The sequence below is a fragment of the Candidatus Pelagibacter communis genome, assembly GCF_001179925.1.
Lineage (GTDB): Bacteria > Pseudomonadota > Alphaproteobacteria > Pelagibacterales > Pelagibacteraceae > Pelagibacter > Pelagibacter ubique_E.
Genome location: NZ_CVSF01000068.1, coordinates 57810 through 75776 on the forward strand (window position 1 = coordinate 57810; position 17967 = coordinate 75776).

At 28.2% G+C, this 17967-nt stretch carries 18 protein-coding genes; 8 read left to right on the forward strand and 10 right to left on the reverse strand.

The window, feature by feature from the left end; genetic code table 11:
• The first annotated feature begins 8 nt into the window (after window positions 1-8).
• Window positions 9-1271 carry a phosphoribosylamine--glycine ligase gene (gene purD / locus AMN70_RS05085; RefSeq protein ID WP_075502413.1) on the forward strand — a complete coding sequence of 421 codons (1263 nt, stop codon included), beginning with the start codon at window positions 9-11 and terminating at the stop codon, window positions 1269-1271.
• Window positions 1268-1834 (forward strand): 16S rRNA (guanine(966)-N(2))-methyltransferase RsmD, encoded by a 567-nt coding sequence (rsmD, locus tag AMN70_RS05090; RefSeq protein ID WP_075502415.1) that lies wholly within the window; start codon window positions 1268-1270, stop codon window positions 1832-1834. Before purD ends, rsmD begins: the two co-directional genes overlap by 4 nt.
• On the opposite strand, the gene AMN70_RS05095 is transcribed toward rsmD, so the two are convergent.
• Genes AMN70_RS05095 through AMN70_RS05120 form a run of 6 tightly spaced genes read right to left on the reverse strand, consistent with a single transcriptional unit; the run spans window position 1826 to window position 8228 of the window.
• Window positions 1826-2986, reverse strand: a complete 1161-nt coding sequence (locus AMN70_RS05095; RefSeq protein WP_075502417.1) for an SIS domain-containing protein — start codon at window positions 2984-2986, stop codon at window positions 1826-1828. The genes rsmD and AMN70_RS05095 overlap by 9 nt on opposite strands.
• A 4-nt stretch (window positions 2987-2990) precedes the next feature.
• A complete protein-coding gene (locus AMN70_RS05100; RefSeq protein WP_082255082.1) occupies window positions 2991-3302 on the reverse strand; it encodes a DUF3035 domain-containing protein in 312 nt (103 codons plus the stop codon).
• Complete coding sequence (gene lspA / locus AMN70_RS05105) at window positions 3295-3768, reverse strand: signal peptidase II (RefSeq protein WP_256998038.1); 474 nt, start codon at window positions 3766-3768, stop codon at window positions 3295-3297. The genes AMN70_RS05100 and lspA overlap by 8 nt, the downstream gene beginning before the upstream one ends.
• 1 nt (window position 3769) lies before the next feature.
• Window positions 3770-6487 carry an isoleucine--tRNA ligase gene (gene ileS / locus AMN70_RS05110; protein ID WP_075502419.1) on the reverse strand — a complete coding sequence of 906 codons (2718 nt, stop codon included), beginning with the start codon at window positions 6485-6487 and terminating at the stop codon, window positions 3770-3772.
• A complete protein-coding gene (ribF, locus tag AMN70_RS05115) occupies window positions 6487-7404 on the reverse strand; it encodes a riboflavin biosynthesis protein RibF (protein WP_075502421.1) in 918 nt (305 codons plus the stop codon). Before ribF ends, ileS begins: the two co-directional genes overlap by 1 nt.
• A gap of 5 nt (window positions 7405-7409) precedes the next feature.
• Window positions 7410-8228 carry a TIGR01459 family HAD-type hydrolase gene (locus AMN70_RS05120; protein ID WP_075502423.1) on the reverse strand — a complete coding sequence of 273 codons (819 nt, stop codon included), beginning with the start codon at window positions 8226-8228 and terminating at the stop codon, window positions 7410-7412.
• Window positions 8229-8352: 124 nt separating this feature from the next.
• Between AMN70_RS05120 and groES the strand changes: the two genes are divergently transcribed.
• The 4 genes from groES to typA all read left to right on the forward strand — a co-directional run bounded on the left by groES (window position 8353) and on the right by typA (window position 13116).
• Entirely contained in the window at window positions 8353-8643 is a 291-nt protein-coding gene (groES, locus tag AMN70_RS05125) for a co-chaperone GroES (RefSeq protein ID WP_075502433.1), read from the forward strand.
• 23 nt (window positions 8644-8666) lie between these two features.
• Window positions 8667-10328: a chaperonin GroEL gene (gene groL / locus AMN70_RS05130; protein ID WP_075502435.1), complete on the forward strand. Its 1662-nt coding sequence runs from the start codon at window positions 8667-8669 to the stop codon at window positions 10326-10328.
• A 120-nt stretch (window positions 10329-10448) separates the two neighbouring features.
• A complete protein-coding gene (locus AMN70_RS05135) occupies window positions 10449-11183 on the forward strand; it encodes an FkbM family methyltransferase (protein WP_075502437.1) in 735 nt (244 codons plus the stop codon).
• Window positions 11184-11289: 106 nt separating this feature from the next.
• On the forward strand, window positions 11290-13116 hold the full coding sequence (gene typA, locus AMN70_RS05140; RefSeq protein WP_075502439.1) for a translational GTPase TypA: 1827 nt from the start codon (window positions 11290-11292) through the stop codon (window positions 13114-13116).
• On the opposite strand, the gene AMN70_RS05145 is transcribed toward typA, so the two are convergent.
• A complete protein-coding gene (locus AMN70_RS05145; protein WP_075502441.1) occupies window positions 13113-13760 on the reverse strand; it encodes a membrane protein YczE in 648 nt (215 codons plus the stop codon). The two genes, typA and AMN70_RS05145, sit on opposite strands and share 4 nt — an antisense overlap.
• A gap of 52 nt (window positions 13761-13812) precedes the next feature.
• Between AMN70_RS05145 and AMN70_RS05150 the strand changes: the two genes are divergently transcribed.
• The gene (locus tag AMN70_RS05150) at window positions 13813-14493 is read left to right on the forward strand and encodes a DUF6134 family protein (protein WP_075502443.1); all 681 of its coding nucleotides are present in this window, start codon (window positions 13813-13815) and stop codon (window positions 14491-14493) included.
• A 6-nt stretch (window positions 14494-14499) separates the two neighbouring features.
• On the opposite strand, the gene AMN70_RS05155 is transcribed toward AMN70_RS05150, so the two are convergent.
• Together AMN70_RS05155 and tldD are read right to left on the reverse strand one after the other, a co-directional pair.
• On the reverse strand, window positions 14500-15816 hold the full coding sequence (locus AMN70_RS05155) for a TldD/PmbA family protein (RefSeq protein ID WP_075502445.1): 1317 nt from the start codon (window positions 15814-15816) through the stop codon (window positions 14500-14502).
• On the reverse strand, window positions 15816-17228 hold the full coding sequence (gene tldD, locus AMN70_RS05160) for a metalloprotease TldD (protein ID WP_075502448.1): 1413 nt from the start codon (window positions 17226-17228) through the stop codon (window positions 15816-15818). The genes AMN70_RS05155 and tldD overlap by 1 nt, the downstream gene beginning before the upstream one ends.
• A 92-nt stretch (window positions 17229-17320) precedes the next feature.
• Between tldD and AMN70_RS05165 the strand changes: the two genes are divergently transcribed.
• Entirely contained in the window at window positions 17321-17683 is a 363-nt protein-coding gene (locus AMN70_RS05165; protein ID WP_075502450.1) for a DCC1-like thiol-disulfide oxidoreductase family protein, read from the forward strand.
• On the opposite strand, the gene AMN70_RS05170 is transcribed toward AMN70_RS05165, so the two are convergent.
• Window positions 17663-17956, reverse strand: coding sequence for a hypothetical protein (locus AMN70_RS05170; protein ID WP_075502451.1), 294 nt, complete (start codon window positions 17954-17956; stop codon window positions 17663-17665). The two genes, AMN70_RS05165 and AMN70_RS05170, sit on opposite strands and share 21 nt — an antisense overlap.
• Between the last annotated feature and the right edge of the window lie 11 nt (window positions 17957-17967).

Here is a 17967-nt window from a genome sequence, read left to right on the forward strand (position 1 = left end):
TACATTATATGAAAGTTGGTGTAATAGGAAGTGGTGGACGAGAACATGCTTTATGTTTTTCATTAAAAAGTTCAGATAAAATAAAACAAATTTATTGCTTTCCAGGTAACGCAGGTACAAGTTTAATAGCAAAGAATATAGATATAAATATTAACGATTTTGAAAAAATTAAAGATTTCATAATAAAAAACAACATTAATTTTGTTATTGTTGGTCCAGAAAAACCTCTTGTAGATGGAATAGTTGATTATTTAGAAAAATTTAATATCAAAGTTTTTGGACCGAATAAAATAGCCTCACAACTTGAAGGATCAAAAATATTTACAAAAAAAATTTGCGAAAAATATAAAATACCAACTGCAAAATTTGGAATTTTTTCTGATACAAATACAGCATTGTCTTTTTTAAAAAATTGTAATTTCCCAATAGTCATTAAAGCTGATGGTTTAGCTGCTGGTAAAGGTGTTTATATTTCTGAAAATTATAACGAAGCATCTAAAGCAGTAGATGAAATATTTAATGGAAAATTTGGTAATGCTGAAAATTTACTTATTGAGGAATTTTTAAACGGAGAAGAAATGAGTTTTTTTATTATCTCAGACGGTAAAAGTTATAAAATGTTTGGAACTGCTCAAGATCATAAAAGAGTTTTTGAGGGAGACAAAGGTAAAAATACTGGTGGGATGGGAGCATACTCACCCTCTAGACTAGAAACAAATGACCTTAATTTTAAAATAATTAACAGAATTATTGAACCAACACTTAAGGGCTTACAGGAATTAAATTGTCAATATAGAGGTTTTCTATACGCAGGACTTATGATCGTAAATGGAGATCCTTTTTTAATTGAATATAATGTTAGGATGGGTGACCCAGAATGTCAGACATTGCTACCAAAATTAAAAACTGATTTTTCAATAGTTATAGACAAATGTATTCAAAGAAAACTTCATGAGTTAGATATTGAGTGGCACAATGATAAATCAATTTGTATTGTATTATGTTCTCAAGGTTATCCTGATACTTATACAAACCATGTTGAAATTGATCTAAAAAAATTAAATTTAAATAAAAATCAATTTATTTTTCACGCTGGAACTAAAATTGTAAAAAATAAAATTTTATCTAATGGTGGTAGAGTTTTGAATATAGTTACGAGATCTAATGATTTTAAATCAGCTAGACAAAATTCTTTAAAAATCCTCGAAGAAATCAATTGGAAAAATGGATTTTATAGAAAAGATATAGGTTATAAGGTTATTCAAGAATGAGGATTATATCTGGATCTTTTAAAGGAAAAAAAATTTTAGAACCAAAAGATAGTAAAACAAGACCTCTTAAAGATCTTACAAAGGAATCTATCTTTAATATAATTAAACACTCAAACAAATTTGAGATAGATTTTTCAAAATCATATATTTTAGATTTATTTTCTGGAGTAGGATCTTTTGGCATTGAATGTTTATCAAGAGGAGTAAATAAAGTTATTTTTGTTGAAAATTATGAGGGTGTTTTACCTATATTAAAAAAAAATTTACATAATTTAAAGCTAGTCCAAAATTATGAAATAATTAAAAAAGATATTTTCAATGAAAATCTATTTTTAAAGTTTAATATTAAATTTGATATTATTTTTTTAGATCCACCTTATAAATATAAAAACTTATCAAATATACTTGACCAAATTCATAAACAAGAAATTTTAAAAAAAAATGGCATAATTATTTTACATAGACATAAAAATGAAAAAGATAATTTTAATTTAAATTTTAAATTAATAGAAAAAAAAATTTATGGGATTTCTAAAATAATATTTTTATCTAACTTAAATTAAAATTTTTTTTGTTTCTTTTTTTATTAATTCAACAGCTGGTTGATCATAAGGATTTATGTTCATTAATTTTCCTAAGAGTATCGTTTCAAGGATAAAATAAGTAAATAACTCACCGAGTGTCTCCTCTTTTCTGTTTTGAACAATAAAACTTCTAAAAGGAATTTTTTTTTGTTTAAAAACTTTTTCGGTAGCAAGAAATTGAGAGAAAGAAATTTGGTTAAGACTTTTATTTTTTAAAAAATTATGAGTATCCAAAATTTTAGTATTATTTATTTTTTTTGAATTTTTTTCTTTAACGAAAAAAAGTGTAAAAAAATGGTTTTGTTTTCCATCTAAATAATATTGCATTAAGCTATGGTTATCTTGAGGCATCATTGAAACTAAAGGGAGTATACCTTTATTCTTTTTTCCAAGACTTTCAGCTACTAACTGTTGATACCAATAAAATAACTCATTTGACTTAAAATCATAATTTAGAATTACAGAATTAGTTTTTTTTGAATTAATTAGCTTATATATACTCATAACATTTTTTATTAGTGTTTGAATAAAATACTTATTATTTACGAGATGATTTAATCTTCTGAACTTTTTTGGTTGAAATCCCATTAATTGTGCTGGTAGCATTCCTACTTCAGATAAAACAGAATACCTTCCCCCAATAAAATTATTATGGTGAACTACTTCACATTTTAATTTTTTAGCTAACTCAGTTAAGTAACTTTTTTTGTTTTCTGTTAAAAATATATTAATATCTTTTTCTTTTATCAAAATATTTGAATTTGAAATTGTTTCTAAAGTATTTCCTGATTTAGAAATTATAAGAGTTATTTTTTTTTTGTTACTATTCTTTAGGTTAGAATTTGAATAATTATCGTAAAAATCAATATTTTTATTTTTAGGATTTAAAAATTTATATATAGCTTTAGCGCCAAGAATGGACCCTCCCATTCCAATCAGTGCAATATGATTAATTTTTTTAAACTTATTAATTTTTTTACTTAAAAAAGAATCTTTATATTTGTTTGTTAAGGAAAATTTAATTTCATTATTTTCGTTTATAAAATTTTTATAAATTTTAAAAATCTTTTTATGTAAAAGAGAATTTTTCTTTAGGATAAAATTTTTAATTTTTATGTCTTTTCCTAACATCAAATTATTTTATTTGTTTTAAAATAGATTCTTCTAGAGATGCTGGTATATTATTCTTTTCAGTATTTTTAGATGAATTTTCATTATTACTTCCAATTATAAGTTTAATGTCATCATCTTTAGTTTCATTTTCATCTTTTATTTTATCATCTGGTAAAGGTAACTTATTATAGTCAGGAGGTAAAACTAATGGGCTTTTTTTTTCAACCAAGAATTCATCGGCACTTGATTTTTTTTTCAAAGTAAAAGCATCTTTCGCTGACTGACAACCAGACAAAAATAACATTAAAATTATAAAAGCAAAAATTTTACTCATATCTTTTCTTAAAAAACTCCAAACTTATTAGAATAATTACTCCTAATGAAATGAATATATCAGCAACATTAAATATAAACCAATGAAAATTATCAAAATATATATCTATAAAATCAGGGACAGCTGAATAATAAATTCTATCAAATATATTTCCCAAAGATCCACCTATTATCATTATAAAGCTGAATTTTTCTAAACCTTTAGATTTAATCATTAACCAAAAGATAATTAATATTATTATAAATATGAAAATTGTTAATAAATTATAATAAATTTTTTGATCAAATGAAAATAAACCAAAAGCTATTCCTTCATTCCAAATTAAATTAAAATTTAAAAAGGATGTTACGTTTATATTCATTTCTCCTTGTGCCTCAGCAAATCTAATGACAAGCAACTTGCTTATTCTATCAATACAAAAAATAATTATTATAAAAAAAAAATTTAAAAAATATTTTTTTGACATATCATTTATTATTATGTCTTTCACACGGTGACGTGCTTATTTTCCAGCAAACTGGACATTTTTGTCCCTTAGCCTTGGTCGTTTGGACTGTGATTTCTTGTTTATCGCTTTTTTCAATTTTAACTAAAGAAGTAATACACAATTCCGATAAATCTATTCCTTCAATAATTTTTTGATTATTTTCATTTAATTTAACCAATAACTCAGCTTCTAAGCTAGAACCGATTTCTTTATTTGCTCTTTTTTCCTCAATACTTAAGTTACAAGCATCTCTAATCTTAAGCAATTTTAACCATTTTGAATTAAGCTCAGCGTTTTCGAATTTTTTTGGAAAATCTAAAAAATTTTCTAAATGAATACTCTTTTTATCTTTTTTAATTAACCTATAAATTTCTTCAGTTGTAAATGACAAAATTGGTGCAAACCATCTAAGTAGTGAGTTTAAAATAATGTTAAGTAAAACTAGAGTGTTTTTTCTTTTTTCAGAATTAATTGGATCACAGTATAAAGTATCTTTTCTTATATCAAAATAAAAGGCAGATAAATCAACTGTGCAAAAATTTAAAAGTTCTTTATAGAGATTATGGAAATCGTAATTTTTGAAATATTTATAAAAATTTACATCTAAACTATAGATTTTGTGAAGCATATATTTCTCCAATTCAGGCATATTATTCAAATCGAGGTTCTTAAGATTTATATCTTCGAAATGATCATTTAAATTGCCTAATAAGTATCTAAAAGTATTTCTTATTTTTCTATAAGACTCAGAATGTTGATCTAATATTGAATAATCAATTCTTAAATCTTCAGCATAGTTAGATGAAGCTACCCATATCCTTAAAATGTCTGCACCATATTTTTTTAGTATATCCTCTGGAGCAATTACATTTCCCAATGATTTAGACATCTTAAGACCTTTTCCATCAACCACAAATCCATGGGACAGGATTGATTCAAACGGAGCTTTACCCCTAGTTCCGCACGACTCAAGTAAAGATGAATGAAACCAACCTCTATGTTGATCTGAACCTTCCAAATACATAGAAGCAGGCCATTTCAAATCTTTCCTTTTTTCTAAAACAAAAGAGTGCGTAGAGCCACTATCGAACCATACTTCAACAATATCACTTAATTTTTCAAAATTTTCTGCTTTATACTTTTTTCCTAAAAATTTTTGAGGGTCATCTGAAAACCAACAATCAGAACCTTCTTTCTCATAAATATTTGCAATATTTTCATAAACCTCATCATCAACCAAAATTTCTTTTGTATCTTTATTAATAAATATTGGAAGAGGTACTCCCCATACTCTCTGTCTAGAAACACACCAATCTGGTCTTGTTTCAATCATTGATTTTAATCTTTCTTTACCCTTGACAGGATAAAAATTAGTATCATCAATAGCTTTCAGAGCTTTATCTCTTAATTTATGACTATCCATAGAAATAAACCATTGAGGCGTTGCCCTATGAACTAATGGAGCCTTAGATCTCCAAGAGTGAGGGTATGAATGAATCAATTCACCATTAGATAATAATTTATTTTGATCTTTCAGTTTTTTAATAACAACTGAGTTTGATTTAAAAATATGTTGACCTTCAAAAAGTGGAACATTTTTTGTATACTTTCCGTCTCCATCAACTGTTTCAACCGCTTTAATACCATTATTCAAACATAGATTAAAATCATCAGGACCATGACTTGGGGCGCAGTGAACAATTCCAGTTCCTTGTTCTGTTGTTACAAATCTTGCTTCCAGCATTGGAATATCATATTTATATCCAAGATCATAAAACGGGTGTAGACATATAGTTCCTTGAAAATCTTTTCCTTTAAATTTTTTAATAATTTTAAAACTACTTATTCCACATTCTTTTAAAACATTCTCTTTTAAAGCTTCAGCAATAACAATTTTTTCATTCTTAATATTTTCAGAATCAACTTGAATTAATAAGTAATCTAAACTTTCATTATAAGCTAAAGCTTTATTTGCTGGGATAGTCCAGGGGGTAGTGGTCCAAATAACTATTTCACTTCCATTTAATTCTTTTATATTTGACGATTTGACAGAAAATAATGCATAAATAGTATCTGATTTATGATCTAAATATTCTACTTCAGCGTCAGCAAGAGCAGTTTTTTCTACTGTAGACCACAAGACTGGTTTAAATCCTCTATATAAACTCCCCTCTTTTAAAAACTTTCCAAGCTCTCTAACTATTTGGGCTTCGGCATCAAAACTCATTGTAGAGTAATAATTTTCCCAGTCTCCTACTACACCTAATCTTTTAAATTGACTTTTATGAACATCAATCCATTTTTCAGCGAATGCTCTACATTCTTTTCTAAACTCAACTATAGGGACTTCGTTTTTATTTTTTTTATTTTTTTTATATTGTTCCTCAATTTTCCATTCAATTGGCAATCCATGACAATCCCATCCGGGAACATAAACAGAATCTTTTCCATCCATTTGATGAAATTTTACAATTATATCTTTCAGAATTTTATTTAGAGCTGTGCCCATATGTATATTTCCATTTGCATATGGAGGGCCATCATGAAGAACAAATTTTTCTTTTCCTTTTCTAGAACTTCTTAACTCTTTATATAAATTTATTTCTTGCCAATATTTTAAAATTTCTGGTTCCCTTGTTGGCAAATTAGCTTTCATAGAAAAAGCTGTTTTTGGTAAGTTGATTTGGGATTTACTCATTATGTTTTTTTTGCAATTAACAAATCACTCTTAATTTGATTTTGTAATTGTTTAACATTTCTAAATTTTTTTTCTTTTCTTATAAATTTTATAAACTCAACTGACAAATACTTATTGTAAAGATTTCCAGAAAAATTGAACAAATGAACCTCTAGTAATAACTTATGTTGATTAAATGTAGGTCTATAACCTAAATTAGCTATTCCTTTGATTTTAGATTTAGAATTTTTTGTATTGGCTCTAACGGCATAAACACCTGGTTTAGCTAAAACATAATCTTTGATATCAATATTGCATGTTGGAAAACCAATTTTTTTTCCGTATTGTCTTCCCTTTTCAACTTTTCCAATAATTGTCCAATTCCTATTCAATAATTTATTTGCTTTATTCAAATAACCTTTTTCTAAATAATTTCTAATCAAGGATGATGAAGCTATCTTTCGTTTAAACTTTAAAGGTTTTGGATTTATTATCTTATATCTATATTTTTTTTCATAATTAATTAATTGATTGACATTTCCTTCTCTTTTATTTCCAAACTTAAAGTTATTACTTACAAAGATGAATTTTGCATTTAATTTTTTGAATATTATATCTCTGATAAAATTTATAGATTTTACTTTGGAGAATCTAATATCAAATTTTTTATTAATCACAAAATCTACTCCAAATTCATTAAGTAATTTTTTTTTTTGATCTAAATTAGATATTCTAAAATTTTTGATTTTTTTATTAAAAAACATTTTAGGCATTGGTTCAAAAGTCAAAACACCTATATTCAATCTAAGTTTTTTTTTATATCTTTTTGCTAAATTAAATAATTTTCTATGACCTAGGTGAAGTCCATCAAAATTTCCAATTAAAATTATTGATCTTTTATGTTTTTTTTTTAAATTAAAATTTTTATAAGTTTTCATTTAATTTACCACTTCAATTCACTTTGAGTGAAATTACAAATAGCTTCGTAATCCTTAAAAATATTTTCTAAACCATTGTCTTCAATCTCTTTTTTATGAATTCCATTTGTAATTAATAAAGAGTCATAATTTAATAAATTGGCACCTTTGATATCTGTATTAAGGTTATCACCTATACAAAGTATTTTTTTATCTTTATTATTTATAGACTGATTATAAACTTCCGGATAAGGTTTTCCAAAATAAATTACTTCTCCTCCCATTTTTTCAAAAACCATAGCAACAGACCCTGCACATAATTCCCTTTTACTTCCTCTATCTACAATTAAATCTGGATTTGTACACACCATTTTTTTTTTTATTTTTTTTTCTAGTAAATCTTTATAATAATTTAAATCTTCACTTTTATTATCAAATAAACCTGTGCATAAAAAATAATCACAATCATCTATATCTTTTGATTTTTTTTTTTCAAAAGCTTTAAATAAGTCAAAGTCTCTTGGAGGTCCTATATGATAAAATTTTTCAGTTGAAAAATTTTTTTTTAAGTAATCCAAAGCAGCTTCTCCAGAGCTATAAACATGCTTACGAAAATTGTTATCAAGTCCCATTTTTTCTAAAAAATCTTTTACAGTCGTATTTGGTCTTGGAGCGTTTGTAAGTAAGACGAATTCTTTATCATTTTTTTTAAGTTGTTGTAAAACGTTAATAGCCTCTTTATATAATGAAATGCCATTATGAATAACTCCCCACAGATCTATATAAAACAAACTATAGTTCTGTGCTATAGAACTAAGCCCCTCTTGATCTAAATTTTTAGTCATTAATTTATCTATAAACCATTAAACCTTGAATTTCCTACATTTTTTAAAAAAGTAAATTTTAAGAACATCTTGAAATAGTAGGTCAAATATCTATATGAAGTGCATATTTATAAAGGAGAATTTTATGAAATTTAGACCGTTACACGATAGAGTTTTAATAGAAGTTTTAGATAGCAGTGAAAAAACTGCTGGTGGAATAATCATACCTGATACAGCACAGGAAAAACCTCAAGAAGGCAAAGTGGTTGCAGTTGGTGGTGGTGCAAAAACTGAAGACGGCAAAACGATACCAATGGATGTAAAAGTTGGAGATAAAGTTTTATTTGGCAAATGGTCAGGAACTGAAGTTAAAATTGATGGCAAGGAATACAGCATAATGAAAGAGTCAGACATTATGGGAATTTCAAGCAAATAATTTAATTTAAAGGAGAAAATAAAATGGCAAAAGTAGTAAAATTTGATGCAGAAGCAAGGGCAGCAATGATTAGAGGAGTAAATATCCTTGCTGATACGGTTAAAGTAACACTAGGACCAAAAGGAAGAAACGTAGTTATGGACAAATCTTATGGTGCTCCAAGAATTACAAAAGATGGTGTTTCTGTTGCTAAAGAAATTGATCTCGAAGATAAATTTGAAAACATGGGTGCTCAAATGGTTAAAGAAGTTGCTAGCAAAACGAATGATGAAGCTGGTGATGGAACAACTACAGCAACTATTCTTGCACAAGCAATTGTAAAAGAGGGTGTAAAATATGTTACTGCAGGTATGAACCCTATGGATGTAAAAAGAGGAATTGATGCTGCGGTAGATGTAGTAAAACAAAATCTTGTATCTTCAGCTAAAAAAGTAAAAGATAGTGATGAGATTGCTCAAGTTGGAACAATTTCTGCAAATGGCGATAAAGAAATTGGCACTATGATTTCGAAAGCAATGCAAAAAGTTGGTAACGAAGGTGTTATCACGGTTGAGGAAAACAAAGGAATTGAGACAGAACTAGATGTTGTTGAAGGTATGCAGTTTGATAGAGGATACTTATCTCCATACTTTATTACTAATAGTGATAAAATGACAACTGAATTAGAAAATCCTTTTATTCTATTACACGAAAAAAAATTAACAAACCTACAACCAATGGTTCCTCTTTTAGAGGCAGTTGTTCAGGCTGGAAGACCATTAATGATTATTTCTGAAGATGTTGAGGGTGAAGCATTAGCTACTTTAGTGGTAAATAAATTAAGAGGTGGTTTAAAAGTTGTAGCTGTAAAAGCACCAGGGTTTGGTGACAGAAGAAAAGCTATGCTTGAAGACATTGCAATTCTTACTGGTGGTTCAGTTATTTCTGAAGACTTAGGAATTAAACTTGAAAACGTTAAACTTGAAGATCTTGGTTCTTGTAAAAAAGTTAAGGTTGATAAAGATAACAGCACTATAGTTAATGGTTCTGGTAAAAAATCAGATATAGAAGCTAGATGTTCTTCAATCAAACAACAAATTGATGAAACAACTTCAGACTACGACAAAGAAAAACTGCAAGAGAGATTAGCAAAATTAGCCGGTGGCGTTGCAGTCATTAAAGTTGGTGGAGCTACAGAAGTTGAAGTTAAAGAAAGAAAAGACAGAGTCGAAGATGCTTTAAATGCTACTAGAGCTGCCGTTGAAGAAGGTATCGTAACTGGTGGTGGTTGTGCCCTATTGTATGCTGCTCAAGAACTTGAAAAAGTTAAAGCTAAAGGTGAAGATCAAAAAGCTGGTGTTGATTTGGTAAGAAGAGCATTAGAGGCTCCTATAAGACAAATTACAAAAAATGCTGGTGTGGATGGATCAGTAGTTGTTGGCAAACTTTTAGAACAAAATAAAAAGACACATGGCTATGATGCACAAAATGAGGAATATTGTGACATGTTTGCTAAAGGAATTATCGATCCGGTAAAAGTTGTTAGAACAGCTCTTCAAGATGCTGCTTCTATTTCTGGGTTGCTAGTAACGACTGAGGCTATGATAGCTGACAAACCAGAGGAAAAAGATGCTGCTCCTGCCGGAATGCCTGGTGGAATGGGTGGCATGGGTGGTATGGGAGGCATGGGTGGCATGGGAATGTAAACCCGCTATTCCTTTCTAAGAATTAATAAACGCCAGAGAAATCAACCTCTCTGGCGTTTTTTTTTGTTTTTAAAGGTAAATTAAAGAAAATGAGCTATATATTTTAATTAATTTAAAAACATGAGTATAAAATTTAACTTTTTTAAAATTTTTTCTAAAAAATTTAAGACATTATTTAAATCTCTTTACAAACATAAGTTAGATTACAATTTAAACGAGCTCATAAAGAAAGGATTAAATTTAGAAATAATATATGACATTGGAGCATATAAAGGTGAATGGAGCAAAGGTATAAGTAAAAAATCTTTAAAAAATAAAAAATTTTATTTGTTTGAGGCAAATGTGAGTAATGAAAAATATTTAATCGATACAAAATTTGACTATTTTCTTGGAGTTCTCTCGGACACAAAAAAAGAATTAAAATTTTATTCAAGAGGGCTTACTGGAGATTCTTATTATAGAGAGCAGTCTGAGAGATATGACGAAAGATATAAATCTAAAAATGTTACTACTACAACACTAGATGATATTGTTGAAAAAAATAATTTAGATCATCCAAATTTTATTAAAATAGATACTCAAGGAAGTGAGATTGATATTTTGAAGGGTTCAAAAAAAACACTAGATACTTGCAATCTTCTATATTTAGAAACACCAATAATAGAGTATAATTTAAATTCTCCTAATTTAAGTGAATGCATTAAATATTTAGATACAATAGGTTTTGTGCCTTATGATATTTGTGAGATACACTATATGGATAATATTTTAGTACAAATTGATATTTTGTATATACGTAAAACTAAGTTCTTAGAAATTTTTCCAAATCAACAAACAATTGATTTGTTAAGATAAAATCAGAAAACATAAAGATTATTAAGTTTTGATCATTAAAAGCAAGTATAACGTGGTTTTTTTTGAGTTTTCAAAGTCTTTTTTTAATGTATAACGGCGAGAATTTATGAGCCAAGAAATAAGAAACATAACAATCATAGCTCATGTTGATCATGGAAAAACTACTTTGATTGACAATTTAATGAAGCAAAGTGGATCTTTTAGAGAAAATGAAATAGTAGACGAAAGACTTTTAGACTCTGGCGAATTAGAAAAAGAAAGAGGTATAACTATTTTAGCAAAACCAGCTTCAATAAATTGGAATAACTCGAGAATAAATATAATAGATACCCCTGGGCATAGAGATTTCGCTGCTGAAGTGGAGAGAGTTTTAAGTATGGCAGATGGTGCTTTATTGTTAATTGACTCAGCTGAAGGTGTAATGCCACAAACAAAATTTGTTTTAGCCAAAGCATTAAAACAAGGATTAAAACCAATAGTAGTTATAAATAAATTGGATAAAACCGATCAAAGAGCAAATGATGTTTTAAATGAAACATTTGATTTATTTGTAAGTTTAGATGCAAACGAGGATCAATTAGATTTTCCAGTTCTTTATGCTAGTGGAAGATCGGGTTGGGCCGACACGGAGATTGATGGTGCAAGGGAAAACTTAAATCCACTTTTGAATAAAATAATAGAACATGTAAAACCAGCTGAATTAGACAAAACAAAGCCTTTTGCGATGCTATCAACATTATTATATTCAGATAGTTTTTTAGGAAGAAGTCTAGTTGGAAGAATTAACCAAGGAACAGCTAAAGCTAATCAATCAATTAAAGCAATTAATTTGAGTGGAGAAAAAATTGATGAAGGAAGATTAACTAAAATATTTAGATATGAAGGTACAAAAAAAGTTCCAATTGAAGTCGGAGTGGCTGGAGATATTGTTGTAATAGCTGGACTAGAGAAAGCAAATGTAGCTGATACTATATGTGATTTAGTAGTTATGGATCCAATAGCAGCAACACCAATCGATCCTCCGACAATGTCTATTACAATTACTGTAAATACATCTCCTTTGGCGGGTACTGAAGGAAAAAAACTTACCAGTACTCAAATTAGAGATCGGTTAATTCAAGAAGCACAAAACAATGTGGGAATCACTTTTTCTGAGAACGACGGAAAAGACTCTTTTGTAGTAAGTGGGAGAGGTGAATTAATGTTAGAAATATTACTTACTCAAATGAGAAGAGAAGGTTTTGAAATGACAGTAACTCCCCCAAAGGTTTTATATAAAAAAGATGAAAACGGAAATAAACTTGAGCCAATAGAAGAAATTACTATGGATCTTGATGAAGAATATTCCTCAAAAGTTATAGATTCAATGAACAAAAGAAAAGGTAAGTTAATAGAGTTGAAGGATACAGGTAAAAATAAAAAACGTCTGATTTTTCATGCTCCAACGAGAGGATTAATGGGATACACTAGTAGATTTTTAACAATTACAAAAGGAAATGGAGTAATAAATAGAATCTTTCATGCATATGGACCATTTGAAGGTAATATGGAAGGAAGGAGAAATGGCGCTTTAATTTCAATGGAAAAAGGTAAAGCAGTTGCTTTTGCAATTTTTAATTTACAGGCAAGAGGTGAAATGTTTGTAACTCATAATGATCCTGTTTATCCTGGTATGATTGTTGGTCTATCGCCTAAACCAGGCGATATGATTATTAATGTTATGAAGGGTAAAAAGTTAACTAATATGAGAACTCAAGGGACTGATGAAAATGTTGTTTTGACCCCAGTACGAAAAATGTCAATTGCCGAGCAATTAAGCATGTTAAATACTGATGAAGCTTTAGAGATAACACCAGAATCGTGTAGATTAAGAAAAGCTATTCTTGATCCTCATGAAAGAAAAAAAAGCGAAAAATCAGGAGCTGCAGCTTAATTAAAAATTTTATCTACCAGATATAATCCTAAAGCAACACATGGACCAATTCCAAAAGCAAAAAGCAAAGTTCCAAATCCAACTGTACCACCCAAATACCATCCAATACTAACAACTGAAATTTCTAATGTTGCTCTCACAACAGCAATTGGTAAGTTTGATATTTTTTGTAAACCTATCATTAAACCATCTCTTGGTCCTGCTCCTAAATTAGATACTAAGTAAATACCTCCACCTATTCCTACTGTTATTACTGACACTACTGCTAAAATAAATTGATAAATCAAATTTGAAGGGGTTGGAACAAATTTAATACAAATATCTATCATTAAAGCAATTATTAAAGCATTGAAAATTGTTCCCATTCCAGGTTTTTGACCTAATGGTATCCACAAAATTAGAACAGCTATACTTATTAACAGTGTAATTGTTCCTATGCTTAAATTCACGTTTAAAGAAATTCCCTGAGCCAAAACACTCCAAGGAGATGCTCCAGTGAAAGATACTATTAATAAGCCTTCACCCAATCCGAAAAGCATTAATCCAAAGCATAAAAAAAAGAATGTGGAAAATTTTGGTTTAAAATTATATGGTTTTTCAGAACTCCAATTTACCTTTGGTATTTTCTTTATTTTTAAAAACATTTCTTAATAAGTTATTTCTATTATTGATAAAGTTTAATAATGTAATTGCCAAATGAAAAAATTTGTTATCATTTTAATATTTGCACTTTTTTCCTCCATTTCATTAGCCCATATGGATCATTATAAAAATTTAAATAAAATTGAAATGGAAATTTTCAGGAATGGTCAATTAATTGGTTATAGTAATTATTCATTTGTTAGAAAAGGTAATAACACTATTATTACAAATAGAACTAAGTTTTCTGTAAAAGTTTTGGGAGCAACAATATTTAAAATCGAAGGATATAGTGAAGAAAAATATTTTAAAAATCAACTAATTTCATTCAATTCTAAAACTAAACAAAACGATAAACAAAAATTTGTAGAACTCATTTTTGACAAAAATTCAAAAAAATTTGATATTAAAGGTTCTTCTTATAATGGAGGTGCATCCATTGATAATGTTATTGGAAATTGGTGGAATCATAAAATTTTGCAAGCAGATAGTCAAATTAGTCCAATTTCAGGAAGTATAAAAGAACAGGTTGTTACTTTTATTGGAAAAGTAAAAATTGAACAATATGGAAAAATTTATAATGTAGATCATTTCACACTTAAATCTAAAGATATGACTTTACCAAAAGATAAAAGATTAGATTTTAATATTTGGTATGATAAAAAAAATGCTCAAATTATAAGAATATCATATTCTAGAATGGGAAATTGGGAATATCGTTTAAAAAATTTTGAATAGATACTATTATTTACCTGCAACTACCATTCCTTCGATCATCATTGTTGGAGAATTTGTTGAATACTCAAATTCTAGATCATTAGCGAGTGTTATATTTTGAAACATTTCTTTAAAATTTCCCGCGATTGTAATTTCGTTAATTGGATATTTGAATTCACCGTTTTCAATTAAAAAACCTGTGGCACCCACTGAATAATCGCCCGTAACAATATTGCTCCCATGACCAATGGTTTCGGTTAAATAAAGACATTTTGAATTTGAATTCAAAAGATCTTTATAAGAAACTTTCCCATTATTAAAGTAAAGATTGCTTGTTCCGCCACTTCGACCATTAGATCTAAGTTTCAACTTTTTTCCATTATAGGTATCTATCAGGTAATGCCTCAGAACTCCTTGTTCTACTAATTTTAATGTATCAGTTTTAACTCCCTCAGCGTCAAAGACCCTTGAGCCAAGACCTTTTAATATATCAGGTTTATCAAAGATATTGATTTCATCTGAAAATATTTTCTGATTTATCTTATCTTTTAAAAATGATGTTCCTCTTGAAATAGCAGACGATGAAATTGCATTGGCAAAAGTACTTAAAATTCCTTTTGCAATTCTTTTATCAAAAATTAAGGCAATCTTTTCACTACTAATTTTTTTTGGACTGAGTTTTCTTATAGTTTGTTTAGCGGCTAATTTTCCTAATACTTCTGCATCTTTAATATCTCTTAGATGACATTTGCTTGTATATTCATAGTCACGTTCCATACTTTTTTCATCTTTTGCAACAGTAACGCTTGAGGCAATAAATGATGAATTTTTATAACCTTTACAAAAGCCATCGCTATTAGCTAGGATAAAATTTGATTTATCTTCAGTAAAGCTAGACTCAGTATTCACAATTTTTTTGTTACTCGAAGCTGAAATTTCTAATCTGGTTAAATATTCAATTTTATCCTCATTTTTAATGTGAGTTTCATCATATAAATCTAAATCTTTTACTTCTTTAGCCAATAAATCTTTATCTGGAAGTGAATTAAATTCATCCTCTGGTGTATTTTTTGTAGTTTCAATACATTTTTCAATAAGAATATCTAAATTCTCTTTTAATAAATTTGAAGATGATATTGATGATTTTTTTTTATCAATGTAAGTTGTTATACCTATAGCAAGATTATCCGATCTATTAGACTCGTCTAATTTTTTATTCCTGAAATTTACTGTTTCAGAAATTGAATTACTTACAACAACGCTTGAGTCTGTTGCTCCTTTTTTTTTTGCTAAATCCAAACAATACGATGCTTTTTCAGATAAATATTCCTGATCTTTGATCATTAAAGCTTTGTACCACCCACTGTCATTTTGTTAATCAATATAGAAGGTTGTGCAACACCAACTGGTACACCTTGTCCAGCTTTCCCACAAGTTCCAATTCCTGGGTCTAACATCATATCGTTTCCAACCATGGATACCTCTTTTAGAATAGAAGGACCATCACCTATAAGTGTTGCACCTTTTATAGGTGATCCAATTTTGCCATTAATAATTTCGTAAGCTTCCGTACAATTAAATACAAATTTGCCTGAAGTAATATCAACTTGCCCGCCACCGAAACTGACAGCAAAAATTCCTTTATTTACTGATTTAATCATTTCTTCTTGAGTACGATTACCATTTAACATCATTGTGTTTCTCATTCTAGGAAGAACTATATGCCTGTAATTTTCTCTTCTACCACTACCAGTGGATCTGGTTTTCATCAATCGAGCATTTAATCTGTCTTGCATAAAATTTTTTAATACTCCATTTTCTATTAAAACTGTTTTTTCTGTTGGTGTACCTTCGTCATCTATTGTTAAACTCCCTCTTCTGTTATCAATGGTTCCATCGTCAACAATAGTAACTCCTTCGCTTGCAACTTTTTGACCCATTAAATTATGAAACGCAGAAGTTTTTTTTCTGTTAAAATCTCCTTCTAAACCATGACCGACAGCTTCATGAATAAGTATTGCTGGCCAACCTGGCCCTAACACAACTTTCATTTCTCCAGCTGGTGCAGGTTTACTCTCTAAATTTACAGAGGCAATTCTTAAAGCCTCATCACATACTTCTTTCCAATTATCTTCTTTTAAATAAGAGTCATATGATTTTCTGCCTCCTATACCATAAACTCCAGACTCTTTTCTTCCATCTTTATCTAGCATTACAGAAACATTAAATCTAATCAAGGGTCGAACATCTGATAATGTTTCACCTCCAGATCTAATAATTTCAATTGTTTTTTGTTCACCACTAAAATTGGCTGTGACCTGTTTCACATTGCTATCTTTTGATCGCAAGTAATTATTTACTTTATTTAAAATCTCAATTTTTTCGTCAAGTGATTTTTGTTCTATAGGATTAATGTTCTCATAATATTTCTTATTAGTTTTAGGAATTGAATGATTATAAGTGCCTTTTGTTGATCTTAATGTCGATTTCAAACTTTCTGAGGATTGATTTAATGAATTTTTTGATATTTCATTTGAGTGAGAGTAAGCAACAATTTCATCTGAAACAGCCCTAAAACCAAAACCTAAATCTGAGCTATAACTAGAACCTTTTATTTTATTATCATCTAGTATTATTGACTCTGATTTTGAGTCTTCTAAATAAAGTTCCCCATCATCACATTTGTTTAAAGTGTCAGAGACAATATTCTCAGCATCATTTCTCGATAAATCTGAATTTTTAAAGAAATTAGTCATGAATAACAATACATAGTTCGTTTATGATAGTTTTCAATATGTGTATTTTACGCATATACATGATTAGATTATCAAGTAAATAATTAACTAGTATGAAAGTTTATTTTAATAATTCTTGTAAAATTTGTAAGGCAGAAATTGACTTATATAAAAAAGAAAATATCCAAGAAATAAGTTGGGTTGATATTACAAATAATATTGTTGCAGAAAAAGAAACCTCTAAATCTAGTAAAGAACTCTTGCGAAGACTTCATATAAAAGAAGGAGAAAAAATTTTACAAGGAGCACAAGCTTTTCTTTTATTATGGAAAAAAATACCTAAATACAAATTTTTATATAACTTTTTTAAATTACCAATAATTTTTAATTTATTCTCTTTTGGCTATGAAATTGTTGCATATTTTTTATATCTTAAGAATAAAAAACAATTAAATTCAACTAAAGAAAAACAATAAAAATTTACTGAGTAAAGACATAGAAGATACAAACATAATTAAAACAATCGAATACATAAACAACACGATTTTATTTTTTTTTCTTCTCAGCCTTACAAAATCTTTATCATCTAAATCTGAGATATCCCTTTCCCCAACTACTGGATAATCATAAGTAAATCTCCAAGTACTATCTCCAAGTCTTGGATCTAAATCATTATAATAATTAATCCATGCTAAAGTATATTTTAAAATCAAAAAAAGAATTATTATAAAAGTTGTACCTAAAACCATGGCTCATAATA